Consider the following 17557-nt stretch of genomic DNA (forward strand, 5'->3'; position numbering starts at 1 on the left):
TCTGCCCGCCCGCGGTGGTGCTCCGTACACCGTGCTCGGTCTTGCTAGCCGCCAGTTTGCCTTGTTCATGGCGGATGCGTCAGCCGTGCGAGACGGCTCTCACAGGGTCCTCGCACGACATTCCGGATCACTTTCCCGCCACGGAGGCGCCCGGGTGGCCGAGGGGTGGCGCCCGGACGACGCCGATGTGGCGGCCACCGGTTCCCGTGCGCGGGGCCGCCGGTAACCGCACGAGTGGGTGCCGGTTCCCGTACGAGTAGCTGACGGGTCGTCAGATCGGCGCTACCGTGAGCCGTATGGAGACCACGCAGACGACGCCGACCACCCGGAGTCCGGCGGCCCCGGCGGGCCCGGAGGACTTCCCGAAGATCATCTCGGTGGACGACCACACGGTCGAGCCCCCTCATGTCTGGCAGGACCGGCTCCCGTCGAAGTACCGGGACCGCGGCCCCCGGATCGTCCGCGCCCCCCTGCGGGACATGTCCTTCCTCGGCGGGAAGTTCGCCCCCGTCATGGGCGAGCAGGGCGAGGACGGCCCGATCGGGGACTGGTGGATCTACGAGGACCTGCACCGCCCGCTCACCCGCCTCGACACGGCGGTCGGCTACGCCAGGGACGAGATCAAGCTCGAGGTCATCACGTACGAGCAGATGCGGCCCGGCTCGTTCAGCGTGCCGGACCGGCTCGCCGACATGGACGTCAACCACGTCCAGTCCGCCCTCTGCTTCCCGACCTTCCCGCGCTTCTGCGGCCAGACGTTCACCGAGGCCAAGGACCGCGAGCTCGCCCTGCTCTGCGTCCAGGCGTACAACGACTGGATGGTGGAGGAGTGGTGCGGGCCCGAGGCGCACGGCCGCCTCATACCGCTCACCCTCATCCCCCTCTGGGACGCCGAGCTCGCCGCGGCGGAGGTACGGCGCAACGCCGCGCGCGGGGTACGGGCGGTCGCCTTCTCCGAGATCCCGCCGCACCTCGGGCTGCCCTCCATCCACACCGACGCGTGGGACCCCTTCCTGCGCGCCTGCGACGAGACCGGCACGGTCGTCGCCATGCACATCGGCTCGTCCAGCAGGATGCCGTCCACCTCGGCGGACGCTCCGCCGGCCGTCGGTTCCACCATCACCTTCGCCAACTGCTGCTTCTCGATGGTGGACTGGCTGATGAGCGGCAAGTTCGAACGCTTCCCCGACCTCAAGATCATGTACGCGGAGGGCCAGATCGGCTGGATCCCCTACATCCTGGAGCGCGCGGACGTCGTCTGGGAGGAGAACCGGGGCTGGGGCGGCGTCGCGGACAAGGTCACCCGGCCGCCGTCCGAACTCTTCACCGAGCACGTCTTCGGCTGCTTCTTCGACGACGCGTTCGGCCTGAGGAACCTCGACTCCATCGGGGTGGGAAACGTCCTGTACGAGACGGACTACCCGCACTCCGACTCGACCTGGCCGAAGTCCCGCCAGGTCGGCGAGGACCAGATGGGGCATCTGGCGCGGGATGTGGTGGAACGGATCGTGCGGGGCAACGCGGTGGGCCTTCTCGGTCTTACGGGGGAGGGGTTGTGGGCGCCTTGAGGTGAGGGGGCGGGAGGTCTGGCCAGGATCTGCGCGCGTACGCCGGTGCAGCCGCGCGTTTCTCTCCGACTGTTCACTCGGGAGAGTCGGTGCAGCCTGCCTGGCACTGGGAGCAGGTAGCCGAGGTGTTGCACTTGGCGATGTCGGGCCACAGCCCGGCGCCGACGTCGGTCCCGTGAGCGTCTCGTCGGCAGGGGAGATGCAGGGGAGTGACGGCACCGATGTCGTGCCCGGGCTCGTCGAGCCACAGCCGGGTGCCGGTGTCATCGACAGTGAGGCCGTAGCGCGTGTAGTGCGGCCCCCCGGCGTGCTTCCACCGGGAGTAGGCACCGACGACCTCCTCCCACAGGTTGCGCGGCCCGTAGACGGTCACCGCGTCCGGTTCCCACCACCGGTGGTAGTCGACGATGGTGACGTTGGTGCCGGTGGCGTCCCAGAACTGGACCTGCCGCCCCTCGCCGTCTCCGCGTTGGGTCTGGCTGATGTCCGGGAGGGCCAGGCCGAGGACGAAGTCCTGTCCCCAGGGACCGCCCAGCAGCTCCGCGGGGTCGATGCGGGACCTGGCCCTGGTGAACTCGGTGGGCGGGTCGAGGTGACGGGTGGGACGGTGGGAGCGGGCGAGCATGTAGAAAGCGGAGCCCACGAAACGCCCTGTGGCGACGCCCTCGGCGTCGACGGTGAGTTTCAACAGCGCGCCGCCGCTGCCGTATGCGGTGGTGTACGGCGTGACGATGAGGGCGCCCCCGGCGGCTTGGTGGCGCCAGGCGTCGGGGACACGACGTACGGAGGCCGTCGCGATGATCCGGTCGTAAGGGGCGGTGGGCTCCCACCCGTCCAGGCCGTCCCCGCACACCGCCGTGGGCGCGTACCCGGCCGCGTGAAGGTTCTGCTGCCCCCATGCGGAGAGCGCGCCGTCGTATTCGAGCGTGGTCAGGCGGTCGGGTCCGACGCGCTCGCACAGCAGCGCCGAGTCGTAGCCCGACGCGGTACCCAGGTGCAGCACGCGGTGATCGGGCGCGAGGTCGAGCTGATGGAGTTTCTCGAAGGCGATGTCCAGGGCGGAGATCGATGAGGAGAAGTCCCCGCGCGCGGGCCCGCCATCGACGCGAGTGGCCCCGTCGTTCATCTGGGTGACCAGCGAGGCGTGAGTGCCCCACACGGTGCGCCGCCAGACGTCCTCGTCCAGGTCACGGTCGATGACCGGGTACCGGCCCTCGCTGTCGGCGACAGGGCTCCAGAAGCGGGCGGGCGCGAACGCCTCGCGGTCCACGGCGTGAAAGGCGGGCCGCAGCCACGGGGACCTGAAAGCACCCATGACCTCAAGCTCTTGCGCGGCGATGTGGCGGTATTCCACGAGCCCGTCCTCTACTTTTTCGGGCCGCTGCCGTCCGGGGACGGCGGCGTCGGCGGCGGCGTCCACGGCTTGTCGGACGGCTCTCCCTGGTGCTTGCCCATGGCGTGTGGCCTTTCGTGGCGGGGTGGCGGTAGTGCGTGTGGTGAGGGGCTTCCCGGCGGATCCGGCCCGGGCACGGGACCGGTGGGCGTGCTCATGGATGCACCTCCGGATCGGTGATGGTTCAGGAGCGGGACAGCACCGCGTACAGGGCGGTACCGAACGACACGATCACCAGCGCGATGAGCCCGGTGGTGATGAGGGTCTCGACCGGACGCGCGCGGTTCGGGCGGCGGGCGCGGTAGCGCCCCCGGCCGTTCACCACTGGGGCACGACCGCGTTCTTCAGCAGCCGACATGCTCCGGCCAGCAGGTACAGGCGGGCGACGGGGTTGGTGAAGACGGCCGCCCGGTGGTCCTCGTGGACGGCCTGGCCGTGGCGGATGGAGTCCGCCAGGACGTCACGGGCGCGTCGGGCCGCCGGACTGGTGCCGCCCATGGCGACGAGACGGCTCTCGGCCTGGATGAGCAGCGGTGGCAGGTAGGAGAACAGCTCGGCGGCGACCTCGTCGGCGAGCCGGCCGGTCGGGTCGGCGACGGCGAGGCCTTCGGCGCGGTGGGCGGCGCTGTCGACGCGCGCCAGGTCCACCGGCTCTCCGGACTGGGGTGTGGTCATCGAACTCACCGTGTGCTCCAGGGGGGTTCTTGCTGATGCTCCACACTGTGGTCTCCCTCCCGCCGGGCCGGACAGGTGAGATCACCGGTCACTCCTGGCCGTGACCCCGGTGATTTTTACCTGCTGTCTGTCGCCGCTCAGTCACGCCGAGCTACCTTGCGGTCGTGGGAGCAAATCAGCACTTGGCCGATGCCATGGGCGAACTGAATATGGGCCAGGCCGAGTTGGCCCGCCGTATGAATGCCGAGATCCTCGAGCTGACGGGGAAGACGGGCAACGTCACCGACTCCGACATCCGCCGTCTGTTGCGCGGCGCGACCGCATGGCCGCACGCCAAGCAGCGCATCGCGCTGGAGCGGGTACTGGGACATCCGGCCACCGAACTCGGGTTCACCCCGCGCTCGCGCACCACTCCAGCGGAGGATCCGATGCACCGCAGAACACTCCTCACCTCCGCGGGCGCGGCCGCCGCAGTGGTGGTCTCCGCACAACTGGGACACGCCGACACCGGCCGGTTCCAGCGTGAGTACGCGCGGCTGCTGACCGCCGATGCGCGCGTCGGCGGCCGACGGCGGGTGGAGAACGACGCCGTGGAACTGGCAGCCCGCATCCAGTCCGCCCTGGCGGGCGGCAGCGCCTCCGACCGCATGCGCCGCCGGCTCTACCATCTCGCCTCCGACGTCACCTGCTGCGCGGCGTTCGCCGCCATCGACGCCAGCGCCCCCCGCCGCGCCCGCGCCCACCTCGACCAGGCTCTGCGCCTGGCCGGGCTGGCCCGCAACGCCGAGGCCACCTACCGCGTGTGGGACCACCAGATGCTCACCGCCAGCCAGTTGGAGAGCCACGCCGAGGCAGCGGCCGGAGCCGAGGTGATGCGCCGGTCCTCGCTCGCCCGCCGCGAGCCGCTGTTCGCGTCCCTGGGACACCTGCGCTCGGCCAACGCGCTGGCCCGCCTCAAGCGGGACAGCGAGTCGCTGCGCGCCCTGGCACTGGCCGAGCGGGCCTTCGACCGCGGCGAGAACAGCGGCGGAGGGGGATGGATCGCCTTCTACGACCGGGCCGAAATCGAAGCGCTCTCCTCCTACGTGTGGACGGCCCTCGGCGACCACGACCGCGCCGAGTACTGCCTGCACCGCACCCTGGCCGCACTCGACGGCCGACAGCTGCGCAACCAGGCGCTCTACACTGCCCACCTGTCGCTGTGCCAGGCACGTCAGGGCGACCTCGAACTGGCCTGCGCCACCGGCCGCCGCGCACACGACCTGTCAGGTCCGGCCATGGGGTCCCAGCGCACGGTCAACACGCTGGCCCGCACCCGCCACGTCCTCAAGGCCACGGGCACCAGGGCACCCGAGGTCACCCGCTGGATCGAGGAGTCGACGCGATGGACCTGAAGCCGTACACGCACGCAGAGGCCCCGCACGTCCGTTCGTTGCTGCTGGACATCCACGACGAGGTCTACGCCCGCGAGGACGACGCCTTCCACGCCCGCCGGCGGTTCTCCTACTTCGTCGACCTCTGGTCCAAGCGCGACGACTGGTTGTGCATGTCCGGGTGGGAGCACGGCGGCCCGGTCGGATACGCCTACGGTTCCCGCTTCAAGCCCGGCGGCTGGTGGGCCGGAGCCACACGCCCGGCGGGCCTGCGCGGGAAGATCTTCGCCCTGTCCGAACTGATGGTCCTGCCGCAGTGGCAGGGCACCGGACGTGCCAAGCTCATCCACGACGCGCTCTTGGACGCCGTCGAGGCGGACTTCGTCACCTTGCAGGTCGAAACGCGTAAACCCCGTGTCCAGGCCCTGTACGAGAAATGGGGCTACGAGCAGCACGGCCGGTCTCAGCCCTCCGAGGATTCCCCCAGCTACGCCGTCATGATCAAGGATCTGCGCCTCGGAGGATCCTGACGGATCCACGCGGGCGGGTGATCGGGCGGGGGCCCGCGCAGCACGCGGCGGTGGACAGGGGCGGCACCGCCCCACCGGCCGGAAGGCGCGTACGAGACGGGAGGGGACGTGGGGGTATGTGCGCACGGAGCACCGAGCCAGCAATAGCAACATTGTCCGCGAGGCAGCGCCGCAGGGATAGCGAGTACGCACATACCCCCACGGCCCCGCACCCACCACCGAACCCAAGGCGCAGACCCCAGCCCAAAGCGCACCCGCACCGAACCCGAACCCGCACCCCCGAGCACAGTCACCCCCAAGCCCTTGTCTGACGAAGCGTCAGGTATCAGCATGTGACGTGCCGTCAGGTTCACGTTCACGTGCACACACCCAGACACAGGGAGTAGGGCAGCCATGAGCTTTCCGGTGGGGCGGGTCGTCCATGGGATGCAGCTTCCCGTCCAGTCCCAGAGTTCCCTCTACGCCGAGCCCTGGGAGGCCCGCGCCACCCCCGACGACCTCCTGGAAATCGCCCGCACCGCCGACCGCACCGGCTTCGCCTACCTCGCGACCTGCGACCACGTCGCCATCCCCCGCCGCCTCGCCGACGCGATGAGCACCACCTGGTACGACCCCGTAGCCACCCTCGCCTTCCTCGCCGCCGCCACCCAGCACGTCCGCCTCATGAGCCACGTCGCCATCGTCGGCCTGCGCCACCCCCTCCTCACCGCCAAGCAGTACGCGACCCTCGACCACCTCAGCGGCGGCCGGCTGATCCTCGGCGTCGGCGCCGGACACGTACAAGAGGAGTTCGAGGCCCTCGGCGTCGACTTCGAGCGGCGCGGGCCCCTTCTCGACGAGGCCGTCGACGCGCTCAAGGCGGCCCTCGGCCCGGACGAGTACCCCGAACACCACGGCGAGCACTACGACTTCAGCGACCTCGGGCAGCTGCCCCGCCCCGCCCAGCCGCACGTCCCCCTCTGGGTCGGCGGCTCCTCGCCCGCCGCCGTCCGCCGCGCGGCGACCCGCGCCGACGGCTGGCTCCCGCAGGGCGACCCGCGCGACAAGCTCCCCGCCCAGATCGCCCGCCTCAAGCGACTCAGGGAGGACGCGGGCATCACCGGACGGATCGTCGTCGGCGCCATCACCGAAGCCCTCTACGTGGGCGAGCCCGCCTGGTCCGTGGGCCGCCGCACCCTCACCGGCAAACCCGACGCACTCGCCGAGTCCCTGCGGGAGTACGGGGCGATGGGCGTCGACCAGATCCAGGTGCGGTTCCGCAGCCGCAGCCGCACCGAACTCACCGACCAGATGGCCGCGTTCGCCGCGGACGTGGCCCCGCACCTCAACCGCTGAAACCTCTGACAACGCCACGACCTCCTCACCTACCCCCCTCACCCCATCCCCCTCACCAGGGCCCCGCACCGCCACCAGGACCTAGACCTACAGGGCAACAGGGCAAAGGAGCACCCATGGGCAAGCTGGACGGCCGCGTCGTCATCGTGACCGGCGCGGCACGCGGGCAGGGCGAGCAGGAGGCGCGCCTCTTCGTCGAGGAGGGCGCGAAGGTCGTCGTCGCCGACGTGCTGGACGAGCAAGGGGTGGCGCTCGCGAAGGAGTTGGGGGAGGACAACGCACGCTACGTCCACCTGGACGTCGGCGACGAAGAGCAGTGGCGGACAGCGGTGACCACCACCAAGGACGCCTTCGGCAAGGTGGACGGCCTCGTCAACAACGCGGGCATCCTCCGCTTCAACGAGCTGGTCAGCACCCCCCTGGAGGAGTTCCAGCAGATCATCCAGGTCAACCAGATCGGCTGTTTCCTGGGCATCCGCACCGTCGCCCCCGAGATCGCCGCGGCCGGCGGCGGCACGATCGTGAACACCGCTTCCTACACGGCCCTCACGGGCATGGCCTTCGTCGGCGCGTACGCCGCGACGAAGCACGCCATCCTCGGCCTCACCCGGGTCGCCGCGCTGGAGCTCGCCGGGCGGAACGTCCGGGTCAACGCCGTGTGCCCCGGCGCCGTCGACACCCCCATGACCAACCCCGCCCAGCTCGACCCGGACGCCGACCCGCGGGCGGCGAGCGAGGCGGTCGCGGAGCTGTACAAGAAGCTGGTGCCGCTCGGACGGATCGGGCGGCCCCAGGAGGTCGCCGCCCTGGCGCTCTTCCTGACCGGGGACGACTCCGCGTACATCACGGGCCAGCCGTTCGTCATCGACGGCGGCTGGCTGGCGGGCGTCAGCATCGTGTGAGGGTGGCGCGGACGCGCGCGCCCCGCACCGACGCGCGGGCGCCCAGCTGACGCCGTATCAGGTATTGACGCCCCGACCCCCCGGTGAAACAGTCGACGCATCACGATCTGACGGGTCGTCAGAAACCGTCAGAACCTCACGAGGACGGTGAACCTCCTTGGAATTCGGTCTCTTTGTACAGGGATACGTGCCCGCCCAGCGGGCCAAGGTCGACCCCGAAGCGGAGCACAAGGCGCTCATCGAGGAGACCGAGTACGTCATCCAGGCGGACAAGTCGGGCTTCAAGTACGCGTGGGCCTCCGAGCACCACTTCCTGGAGGAGTACTCCCACCTCTCCGCCAACGACGTCTACCTCGGATACCTCGCGCACGCGACCGACCGCATCCACCTGGGCTCCGGCATCTTCAACCCGCTCGCCCCGGTCAACCACCCGGTGAAGGTCGCCGAGAAGGTCGCCATGCTCGACCATCTCTCCGAGGGACGGTTCGAGTTCGGCACGGGGCGCGGTGCCGGTTCGCACGAGATCCTCGGCTTCATGCCGGGCATCACGGACATGAACCACACCAAGGAGATATGGGAAGAGACCATCGCCGAGTTCCCCAAGATGTGGCTGCAGGACGAGTACGTGGGGTTCCAGGGCAAGCACTGGTCGCTGCCGCCCCGCAAGATCCTGCCCAAGCCGTACGGGAAGTCGCACCCGGCGATGTGGTACGCCGCCGGATCCCCGTCCTCGTACGCGATGGCCGGCAAGAAGGGGCTCGGCGTCCTCGGGTTCAGCGTGCAGAAGGTCTCCGACATGGAGTGGGTCGTCGAGTCCTACAAGTCGGCCGTCAAGGAGGCCGAGGCGATCGGCGACTTCGTCAACGACAACGTCATGGTGACGTCCACGGCGATCTGCGCGGAGACGCACAAGAAGGCGGTCGAGATCGCGGTCGGCGGCGGGCTCAACTACCTCCAGTCGCTGCTCTTCCGCTATCACGACACCTTCCCCCGGCCCGAGGGCATCCCCGAGTGGCCCGAGCTGCTCCCCGAGTACAGCGAGGAGATCATCGAGCTGCTCATCGCCGAGGAGCTGATGATCTGCGGCGACCCGGACGAGGTGCTCACGCAGTGCAAGCGGTGGGAGCAGGCCGGTGCGGACCAGCTCAGCTTCGGGCTGCCGATCGGGATCTCGCCCGACGACACGAAGAACACGATCAAGCTGATCGGGGAGCACGTGATCCCGAAGATCGACACGGATCCGGTGCATCGGACCTCGCGGTTCCGGGCGGGGGCGTAGCCCGCCGGGCCTGGACCTCATGACTCCCCGGCCTCCCCTCCCGGACGGAGGCCGGGGCCCTTGCCGGGCGGGGGGCGGTGTCACGCGGCGCGGCCACGGGGCTGCGGTCACGGGGGTGCCGTCGCGGGGGCGCTGCCCCCGGGCCCCCTGATCGTCGCCCTCCGGGCTCGTCCTCAAGCGCCGGACGGGCTGGAAGGCCGGCCCCCACCGGGGGTGTTCGTGCGTCCGCCCCCCCGGCGGGTGGTTCATCGCCCTCCGGGCTCGTCCTCAAACGCCGGACGGGCTGAAATGTCACCCTGCGCCCCCGGCTCGTCCTCCAAAAACCGGAAGGGCTGGAACGTCACCCTGCGCCCCCGCTCGTCCGCAAGCGCCGGACGGGCCGAAACGTCAGCCCGCGCCCCCCACCCCCGCTCGTCCCCAAACGCCGGACGGGCTGGAAGCTCGCCCTCACCCGACCCGCTCCTCACCCGACCCGCTCCTCACCCATCCCCACTCCTCACCCACCCCGCTCCTCGGAAGGGGACCTTCTCGTCATGCTTGATCACCTCATCAAGGGCGTCACCGTCGTCGACGGGACCGGCGCCCCCGCCTATGCCGCCGACGTCGGGATCAGGGACGGGCGTATCGCCGTCATCGCCGAACCCGGAACCGTCACCGAGGAGGCGCGGACCGGTGAGGACGCGCGCGGGCTCGTGCTCGCGCCCGGGTTCGTCGATCCGCATACGCACTACGACGCCCAGCTCTTCTGGGACCCGTACGCCACGCCCTCCCTCAACCACGGCGTCACCACCGTCGCCGGCGGCAACTGCGGGTTCACGCTCGCGCCGCTCCACCCGGAGCGGCCCGGTGACGCCGACTACACGCGGCGGATGATGTCGAAGGTCGAGGGGATGTCGCTGGTCGCCCTGGAGGAGGGCGCGCCCTGGACGTGGAGTTCGTTCGGGGAGTATCTCGACGCCCTCGAAGGGCGTATCGTCGTCAACGCCGGCTTCATGGTCGGGCACTGCGCGCTGCGCCGGTACGTCATGGGCGCCGACGCCGTGGGCGGGCAGCCGTCCGACGCGCAGCTCGACGCGATGGTGCGGCTCTTCCACGAGGCCATGGACGCCGGGGCCTGGGGGCTCTCCACCACCCAGTCCTCCACCCACTCCGACGGCGACGGGCAGCCCGTCGCGTCCCGGCACGCCCGGCCGGCGGAGCTGCTCGCGCTCAGCCGGGCCGTCGCCGAGCACGAGGGGACGCAGCTGGAGGCGATCGTCGCCGGGTGCCTCGACCAGTTCAGCGACGACGAGATCGATCTGTTCGTGGAGATGAGCGCGGCCGCGGGACGGCCCCTCAACTGGAACGTGCTGACCATCGACGCCGCCGTCCCCGAACGCGTGCCGCGCCAGCTCGTGCCGAGTGAGCGCGCCCGCAAGGCCGGCGGCCGCATCGTCGCGCTGACCATGCCGATCCTCACGCCCATGAACATGTCGCTCGGCACGTTCTGCGCGCTCAACCTCATCCCGGGCTGGGGCGACATCCTCGGGCTGCCCGTGCCCGAGCGGATCGCCAAGCTGCGCGACCCCGGTGTGCGCGCCGAGATGCTGGCGCACGCGGGCAGCGAGGAGGCGGGCGTCTTCCGGCGGCTCGCGCGGTTCGACCGGTACGTCATCGGGGACACGTACTCCGAGGCGAACGAGGGGCTCACCGGGCGGGTGGTCGGGGACGTCGCCGCCGAGCGGGGTCTCGAGCCCTTCCACTGCCTCGTGGAGATCTGCGCCAACGACGAGCTGCGCACCGTCCTGTGGCCCATGCCGACCGACAACGACCCCGACTCCTGGGCGCTGCGCGCCGAGACCTGGCAGCACGAGGACGTCATGCTGGGCGGGTCGGACGCGGGCGCGCACCTGGACCGCATGTGCGGCGCCCCGTACACGACCCGGTTCATCGGGGACTGTCTGCGCGGGCGGAAGCTGGCCGGGCTCGAACAGGCCGTGAAGATGCTCACCGACGATCCGGCGCGGCTTTTCGGGCTGCGCGAGCGGGGGCGGATCGTCGAGGGGTTCCACGCCGACCTGGTCCTCTTCGACCCGGAGCGGATCGACGCGGGCAAGGCGACCCTCGTGCACGACCTCCCCGGCGACAGCCCGCGCCTGGACTCCAAGGCGATCGGCATCGAGGCGGTGTGGGTCAACGGCGTCGAGGCGATCCGCGGCGACGTGGTGACCGGCGCCGTGCCGGGCACGGTGCTGCGCTCCGGCCGCGACACCAGGACGGTGAGCACCAAGTGAGCGGATCCCCGGGCGCCCGGCGGCTGTTCATCGGCGGCGAGTGGACCGAGCCCGACCACGGGCACTACGAGGTGGTGAACCCCGCCACCGAGGAGGTCGTCGGCCTCGCGCCCGAGGCGAGCGGCGCGCAGGTGCACGCGGCGACCGCGGCGGCCCGCGCGGCCTTCGCGGGCTGGTCGCGCACGAGGCCGGAGGAGCGGGCGGCGATCCTGGAGCGTGCCGCCGGCGTGCTGCGGCGCGACACGGGCACGCACACCGAGCTGGCCCGCGCCGAGAGCGGCGCGACGACCGGCACGGCGCGCGGCATGCAGGTCGCGGTCGCCGTGGCGCGCTTCCAGCGGTACGCCAAGGGCGCCCTGGAGCCGGTCGAGGAGGCGCTCCCGCCGCAGATCAACGAGGCGTCGCCGATGGGCAGGGCGGGGGTCATGGGGGCGGTCGCCGTCCGCCGGCCGGTCGGCGTCGTCACCTGTATCACCTCGTACAACAACCCCTGGGCGAACCCCGCGGGCAAGGTCGCGCCGGCCCTCGCGATGGGCAACACGGTCGTCGTGAAGCCCGCACCGCAGGACCCGCTGTCGGTGTACGGGATGGCGGCGGCGCTGGAGGAGGCGGGGGTGCCGCCCGGCGTGGTGAACGTCGTCTCCGGGACGGACACGGCCGTCGGCGAGGCGGCGGTCGCCGCGCCGGACGTCGACATGGTGAGCTTCACCGGGTCGACGGCCGTCGGGCAGCGCATCGGGGAGGTGTGCGGCCGCACGATGAAGCGGCAGCTGATGGAGCTGGGCGGCAAGGGCGCGGCGATCGTCTTCGACGACGTCGGCGAGGACGGGCTGGCGGCGGCGGTGGCGGGCATCGGCACGACGTTCTCCTTCTACAGCGGCCAGATCTGTACGGCGCCGACCCGCGTCATCGCCCAACGGGGCATCTACGACAGGCTCGTTGAACGTCTCGCGGCGTACGCCGGTCATCTCAAGGTCGGTGATCCGGCCGCCGAGGGCACGGTCGTCGGGCCGGTGATCTCGGCCGCCCACCGCGACCGGATCGAGGGGTACGTGGAGGCCGGCCGCAAGGAGGGGGCCCGGCTCGTCGCGGGCGGCGAACGGCCCGCGCTCGCCCGGGGCTTCTACGTCGCCCCGACGCTCCTCGCCGACTGCACCCCCGACATGCGGGTGGTCCGCGAGGAGATCTTCGGCCCGGTGGTCGTCGTGGTCCCCTTCGACGCGGACGGCCCCGAGGACGCCGAGGAGACCGCCATCGCCCTGGCCGACGACAGCGACTACGGCCTCATCGACTACGTCTTCTCCGGCGACGTCGCCCGCGCCTTCCGGGTGGCCCGGCGGCTGCGCGCGGGCGGCGTCGGCGTCAACACCATCGGCCGCAACATGGAGGCCCCGTTCGGCGGCTTCAAGAAGAGCGGGGTGGGCCGCGACGTCGGCTCGTACGCCCTGCACGCCTACAGCGAACTCCAGTCGATCGTCTGGCCGGGGTGAGGGCGCGGTAGCCGCACCTGTCCCGTACGTCCCGCTTCGCGCCCCCTGTGCAGAAGTTCGCTCTGGCGAAACCGATACCCCCACCGTTAGCGTCAGTCGTCTTGGTCAGAACTTTGCCAGACGACGCACGCCACAGCGGGATCGAACAGGGGGAACGGAACGGCATGGGTGACCCTTAGCGCGCTGATCGCGCCCGGTTCGGATCCCGCCTTCCACGACATGCTCGTGGAGCTGTTCGACGCCGTCATGGGCACTTTCCGCTGGAGTTACGCCTGAGCGCCGACCCCTTCGCCTGTCCACGACCCGACGAAAGAGACCTCTCATGTCCGACGGCATTCTGTGGAGCGCCGACCTCGGTGCCCCGCTCCACGTCGACACGGATGCCGACCCCGGCCTGTGGGGTTATCTCTACCTCCGGATCGACAAGAAGACCTTCAAGGAGTGGCTCGATCCGCACTTGACCGGCCTGGCCATGATTCAGGGCGTCGAACTCACCCGTAAACTCCGCCGGTTCCACAAGAGCTTCTACGAGCAGACGATCGTCACGCTCCGGGACACGCTCCAGGCCGACGAGGCGTTCATCTACCACCCCGTTCCGCTGACCCATATGCCGCTGGTGGTGCACGCCACCCGCGTGGACTGCGCCGCCCCCGACGCGGCCTCCTGCGAGGGAGCCGCCGCGCTCACGGTCCCGCACGCGGAGATCCCCGAGTGGCAGCAGCGGAGCGGCAGCGTTCCGTTCGTCTCTCCCCACCTGGGCGCGGACGGGGTCCGGGTCACCCGTTCCTACCCCGCCGACAGCTCCCTCATGATGACCTCGGTGTCGTACCACTGGCACACCCCGGCCGGTCGCCCCGATGTCCTGCTCCGCGGCCACCACGACGATCCGGAGTTGATCGCCGCGGTGATGGAGCCGCTGGACGACTTCGCGCGGACGCTCAGGCTCCCCGGGTAGGGGCGCCTCGGATCAGTCGCCCAGGAAGATCGGGTTCGTGAACGCCGTCAGGGCTCCGGGGAGTGGTGGGGTGGTCGCGGGGTGGCGGACCTCGGCCCGGACGTATGCCGCGTAGGACGCCGTCGTGCGCCATTCCACCGTGCCCGCGCCCGAGTCCGGCAGGGGCGGGCTCGTGTACAGGACACCCTGATCGGTGACGAAACGGACCGTGCAGCCGGGGGCGCCCTTGACGACCAGGCGGACCGTCACCGGGGCGTCGCGGTCGACGTCGAGGCGGTCGCCGATGCCCGCGTGGCGTCCCCGGCCGCCCGCCGCCGAGAAGGCCAGCTCCACGGACTTCGACTCGGCGACGTAGGAGTGGCCGCGGCGCAGGCCCTCCTGGATGGCCTCACGGGTCAGGTCGTCGGCGAGGACGACGGTCTGCGGGCCGCCGACGGGGTCGGGGTCGCGGTGCGCGTCGCTGTTGCCCATCGCCGGGATCCAGCGCCGGCCGCCGCGCACCGAGGCGACGAGCGTGCTGTCCCAGTCGGCGAGGGCGATCTCGTCGTCGGGGGTGTAGGGGCCGTTCCACGCCTCGATGACGTCCGCCTCGCCGAAGCCGAACTTCCAGTTGCAGCCCACGCAGGTGGCGTGCGGGTGGGCGGGGACGACCAGGCCGCCCGCCTCGCGGACCTTGCGGGCGTACTTCCCGAAGCGGTTGTCGCGGGCCCGGTAGCGCCAGTCGATGAACGTGCCGGGGTCCGTGCCGAGGGCGACCACGTGGCCGTTGCGGGTCGTCACCTCCTCGCCGAGCATGATCAGGAGGTCGCCGCCCGCGTGCTCGGCCCAATGGGCGTGCGCGGCATGGGTGTTGTGCTCGGAGCTGTTGATGAAGTCCAGGCCCGCCGCGCGGGCGAGCGCCGCGATCTCGGCGAGGGTGCGCTTGCCGTCGGAGTGCACGGAGTGCAGGTGGCAGTCGCCGCGGTACCAGGCGCGACCGCGGCCCTTCGCGCGCTCGGGCGGGTAGACCGGCTTCGGGGTCCGCCCTGCCGCCCCGTAGGTGAGGGTGATCGTCACCTCGTAGGGGAGGCCGTCGGGCGCCACCGTGTACGGGCCGAGGGCGATGTGCCAGGTGCCCGCGCGGACGGGGCCGGGGAGGTAGCCGGGCGTCGCGTCGTCGGCGCGGATGAAGAACTCGGTGCGGGCGCCGCCTGACCAGCCCCGGAACCCCGCGCCGCCGAGCTCCGTGCCGCGCTCGTCGAAGACGCCGATGTCGAGGGCGTTGCCCTGGGTGCCGGGCGGCACGGCCGGCTTCTGGTAGGTGTACGCGACGTGCAACTCGCGGACGCCGCGCGGCACTTCGACCGGCAGGTACACGTAGTCGGGGGAGCCGGTGGGCAGCGTGCCGCGCACCGTCCTGGTCTCCTTGGTGCCCGGCGCCCCGCCGGGTGCGGGGCCGCGCCCCTCGGCGCCTTCGGCGAAGCTCACGGTTCCCAACGTAAGCGCGGCGGCGGCTCCCGTCACGAACAGTCCGCGCCGGTTCAGTCCCGCGTGTTGCGGGTGGTCCTCGCACATGCTGCGGCTCCCGGGGTGTCGGTGATGACATGGGTGGTGCGTGCAACCCTGGTATTGAGCCGTGAACGGTGCGCCAAGGGAAGGCGATTGACGGACTTACCCCCGATGGACGGGTGGCCGCCTTACCCCCGATGGACGGGTGGCCGCGCGTTCGGTGGGACGGCCGTCCGCGGACCGCTCACGCGGGGGTCACGGTGTGGAACTCGCAGAGGTCGGGGTCTCCGGAGTAGGTGTAGACGCGGAGGTCGCCCTTCTCGCCCGCGATGTCGTACGTGCTGAGCAGGTCTCCCGGATACTGGTCCGGAACGTCGAATACAAGGTCGAGGTCGCGGTCGTTCTTGTCGTCGCCCATCCCGCGTTCCACGGACCAGGTGCCCTTCCCCGCGATGCCCCGGGTCTTCTTGCTGATCTTCTCGAAGTCCTCGAGCACCGGCCAGTCCTCGGCGGTGAAGGTGCCGTCGGCCGCGAGGTGCAGCCGGCCCAGCGGATCGCCGCGCCAGTCGCCCGCCAGGTCGTCGGCCGTGACGCCGGCCGGGGCGTCGCCCTCCGGGCCGCACCGCCCGAGCCGGGCCATGCAGCCGGTCGTCAGCAAGGTGCCCGCCAGCACCAGCGCCGTGGTCCCGGCCCACGCCGTCACCGTTCTCCGTGCTCTTCGCGTGCCCTGTGCTCTGCGCGTTTCCCGCACCGTGTCTCCCCGCCCCCGGAGCGACGCGCGTCGCTCACCCGGCAGGAGTCTCGCAGAGGGGGTACGGCCCGGGTGAGCGGGGGCGTACCGACGGCCCTATCGCGCGCCCGCCGCCACCAGCGCCGCCACCGTCTCGGGGTACGGACCGCCGGCGCCCTCGCGCGCCCAGTGCAGGGGCGTGCTCCCTTTGCCGTGGTCCTCGCGGAGGCCGGGATCGGCGCCGTGGGCGAGGAGTTCGCGGACCGCGGCGAGGTGGCCCCAGGCGGCGGCCCCGCACAGCGGGGTGCCGTCGGTGGGGCCGGTGCTCTCGGTGTCGGGGCGGGCGCCCGCGCGCAGCAGGGCCCGCACCGTGGAGGCGGCGCCGTGCACCGACGCGGCGTACAGGGCCGTCGTGCCGCCGGCGTCGGGGAGTTCGGGGTCGATACCGGTGCGCAGCACGCGGCGCACGGTGTACGTGTCGCCGACCGCCGCCGCCCACACCAGGCGGCCGGTCAGCTTCTTCTGCTTCCGTCTGTTCACCGGTTCCGCCTCCGTATGGTCACCGGCGTCAGGCTAATGAGCGCACGGGCATGGACCAACCGACTTTCCGGGGATAGGAAGAGGACTCCGGACTCCCCCTCGGGGAGACCGCCCGACGGCCGACACTTCCGGACACGCTCGGAGGAATGAATCGTGCGCATCTCCGCGACGCTCTACATGACCGACGAGACGATCACCCCGGTACGCCTGGCCCGCGAGCTGGAGGAGCGCGGGTTCGCCGGCCTCTACCTCCCCGAGCACACCCACATCCCCCTCCCGCGCGAGACGCCCTACCCGGGCGGTGATCTGCCGCCCGAATGCGCCCGCATGCTCAGCCCGTTCATCGCGCTCGCCCAGGCCGCCGCCGTCACCGAGCGGCTGGTGCTCGGCACGAACATCGCGCTGGTCGCCCAGCACGACCCCATCGACCTGGCCAAGCAGATCGCCACCCTGGACCATCTGTCCGGCGGCCGGGTCACCCTCGGCATCGGCTACGGCTGGAACCGCGAGGAGGCCGAGGACCACGGCGTGCCGTGGCCGCGGCGCCGGGCGGTCGTGCGGGACCGGATGGCGGTGATGCGGGCGCTGTGGGCGGATCACCCGATGCCGTACGAGGGCGAGTTCGGGGCGGTCCGGGCGAGCGAGACGCACCCGAAGCCGCGGCGGACGCCCCGGGCACGGCTCGCCAAGGGGCCGCTGTTCGGGCCGCGCACGCTCGTCGGCGGGGCCGCGGGGCCGGGGCTCTTCGCGCACATCGCGGAGTACGCGGACGGGTGGATGCCGGTCGGCGGCAGGGGGCTGCGGGACGCGCTGCCGGTGCTGCGGGAGGCGTGGGCGGAGGCGGGGCGCGCGGAGGGCGAGCTGTATGTGGCGGTGACGGCCGTCGAGCCGGACCCCGGCAAGCTCGCCCACTACCGGGAGCTCGGCGTGGACGAGGTGATCGCGCAGCTGCCGCCGGGCGGGGAGAAGGAGGTGTGCGGGGCGCTCGACGGACTCGCTCGGCACCTGGACGCATGACCTCGGGCG

The 17557-nt window shown here is 71.5% G+C and carries 16 protein-coding genes; 10 read left to right on the forward strand and 6 right to left on the reverse strand.

Going from position 1 to position 17557, the window contains the following annotated elements; all coding sequences use genetic code 11:
- The first annotated feature begins 296 nt into the window (after positions 1-296).
- On the forward strand, positions 297-1568 hold the full coding sequence (locus tag ACZ6B8_RS31475; protein WP_471609410.1) for an amidohydrolase family protein: 1272 nt from the start codon (positions 297-299) through the stop codon (positions 1566-1568).
- 73 nt (positions 1569-1641) lie between these two features.
- Here ACZ6B8_RS31475 and ACZ6B8_RS31480 read toward each other — a convergent pair whose 3' ends face one another.
- The 3 genes from ACZ6B8_RS31480 to ACZ6B8_RS31490 form a co-directional block, all read right to left on the reverse strand.
- Positions 1642-2883: a protein-L-isoaspartate O-methyltransferase family protein gene (locus ACZ6B8_RS31480; protein WP_471609411.1), complete on the reverse strand. Its 1242-nt coding sequence runs from the start codon at positions 2881-2883 to the stop codon at positions 1642-1644.
- Between the two features lie 262 nt (positions 2884-3145).
- Positions 3146-3286, reverse strand: coding sequence for a hypothetical protein (locus ACZ6B8_RS31485; RefSeq protein WP_471609412.1), 141 nt, complete (start codon positions 3284-3286; stop codon positions 3146-3148).
- Positions 3280-3636: a hypothetical protein gene (locus ACZ6B8_RS31490; RefSeq protein ID WP_471609413.1), complete on the reverse strand. Its 357-nt coding sequence runs from the start codon at positions 3634-3636 to the stop codon at positions 3280-3282. The genes ACZ6B8_RS31485 and ACZ6B8_RS31490 overlap by 7 nt, the downstream gene beginning before the upstream one ends.
- Positions 3637-3830: 194 nt before the next feature.
- On the opposite strand from ACZ6B8_RS31490, the gene ACZ6B8_RS31495 reads away from it, so the two are divergent.
- From ACZ6B8_RS31495 to ACZ6B8_RS31530, 8 genes are all read left to right on the forward strand, one after another.
- Positions 3831-5030, forward strand: a complete 1200-nt coding sequence (locus ACZ6B8_RS31495; RefSeq protein ID WP_471609414.1) for an XRE family transcriptional regulator — start codon at positions 3831-3833, stop codon at positions 5028-5030.
- Positions 5021-5539 carry a GNAT family N-acetyltransferase gene (locus tag ACZ6B8_RS31500; protein WP_471609415.1) on the forward strand — a complete coding sequence of 173 codons (519 nt, stop codon included), beginning with the start codon at positions 5021-5023 and terminating at the stop codon, positions 5537-5539. Before ACZ6B8_RS31495 ends, ACZ6B8_RS31500 begins: the two co-directional genes overlap by 10 nt.
- Positions 5540-5932: 393 nt before the next feature.
- Positions 5933-6874, forward strand: a complete 942-nt coding sequence (locus ACZ6B8_RS31505; protein ID WP_471085153.1) for a TIGR03619 family F420-dependent LLM class oxidoreductase — start codon at positions 5933-5935, stop codon at positions 6872-6874.
- 116 nt (positions 6875-6990) lie between these two features.
- A complete protein-coding gene (locus ACZ6B8_RS31510) occupies positions 6991-7776 on the forward strand; it encodes an SDR family NAD(P)-dependent oxidoreductase (protein ID WP_471609416.1) in 786 nt (261 codons plus the stop codon).
- A 157-nt stretch (positions 7777-7933) separates the two neighbouring features.
- Positions 7934-9055 carry an LLM class flavin-dependent oxidoreductase gene (locus ACZ6B8_RS31515; protein ID WP_471609417.1) on the forward strand — a complete coding sequence of 374 codons (1122 nt, stop codon included), beginning with the start codon at positions 7934-7936 and terminating at the stop codon, positions 9053-9055.
- A 533-nt stretch (positions 9056-9588) separates the two neighbouring features.
- Positions 9589-11328, forward strand: coding sequence for an N-acyl-D-amino-acid deacylase family protein (locus ACZ6B8_RS31520; protein ID WP_471609418.1), 1740 nt, complete (start codon positions 9589-9591; stop codon positions 11326-11328).
- Positions 11325-12818 (forward strand): aldehyde dehydrogenase family protein, encoded by a 1494-nt coding sequence (locus ACZ6B8_RS31525; RefSeq protein ID WP_471609419.1) that lies wholly within the window; start codon positions 11325-11327, stop codon positions 12816-12818. The genes ACZ6B8_RS31520 and ACZ6B8_RS31525 overlap by 4 nt, the downstream gene beginning before the upstream one ends.
- 322 nt (positions 12819-13140) lie before the next feature.
- Positions 13141-13773 carry a hypothetical protein gene (locus tag ACZ6B8_RS31530; protein WP_471085167.1) on the forward strand — a complete coding sequence of 211 codons (633 nt, stop codon included), beginning with the start codon at positions 13141-13143 and terminating at the stop codon, positions 13771-13773.
- Between the two features lie 12 nt (positions 13774-13785).
- Here the strand turns inward: ACZ6B8_RS31530 and ACZ6B8_RS31535 are convergent, their stop codons facing one another.
- The 3 genes from ACZ6B8_RS31535 to ACZ6B8_RS31545 form a co-directional block, all read right to left on the reverse strand.
- Positions 13786-15327 (reverse strand): CehA/McbA family metallohydrolase, encoded by a 1542-nt coding sequence (locus tag ACZ6B8_RS31535; protein ID WP_471609420.1) that lies wholly within the window; start codon positions 15325-15327, stop codon positions 13786-13788.
- A 178-nt stretch (positions 15328-15505) separates the two neighbouring features.
- Complete coding sequence (locus ACZ6B8_RS31540; RefSeq protein ID WP_471609421.1) at positions 15506-15964, reverse strand: hypothetical protein; 459 nt, start codon at positions 15962-15964, stop codon at positions 15506-15508.
- A 144-nt stretch (positions 15965-16108) separates the two neighbouring features.
- Positions 16109-16531, reverse strand: a complete 423-nt coding sequence (locus tag ACZ6B8_RS31545) for an ankyrin repeat domain-containing protein (protein WP_471609422.1) — start codon at positions 16529-16531, stop codon at positions 16109-16111.
- 153 nt (positions 16532-16684) lie between these two features.
- Between ACZ6B8_RS31545 and ACZ6B8_RS31550 the strand changes: the two genes are divergently transcribed.
- Positions 16685-17548: a TIGR03619 family F420-dependent LLM class oxidoreductase gene (locus ACZ6B8_RS31550; RefSeq protein ID WP_471085178.1), complete on the forward strand. Its 864-nt coding sequence runs from the start codon at positions 16685-16687 to the stop codon at positions 17546-17548.
- Positions 17549-17557 lie beyond the last annotated feature (9 nt).

The sequence above is a fragment of the Streptomyces sp. NPDC041122 genome, from assembly GCF_055592445.1.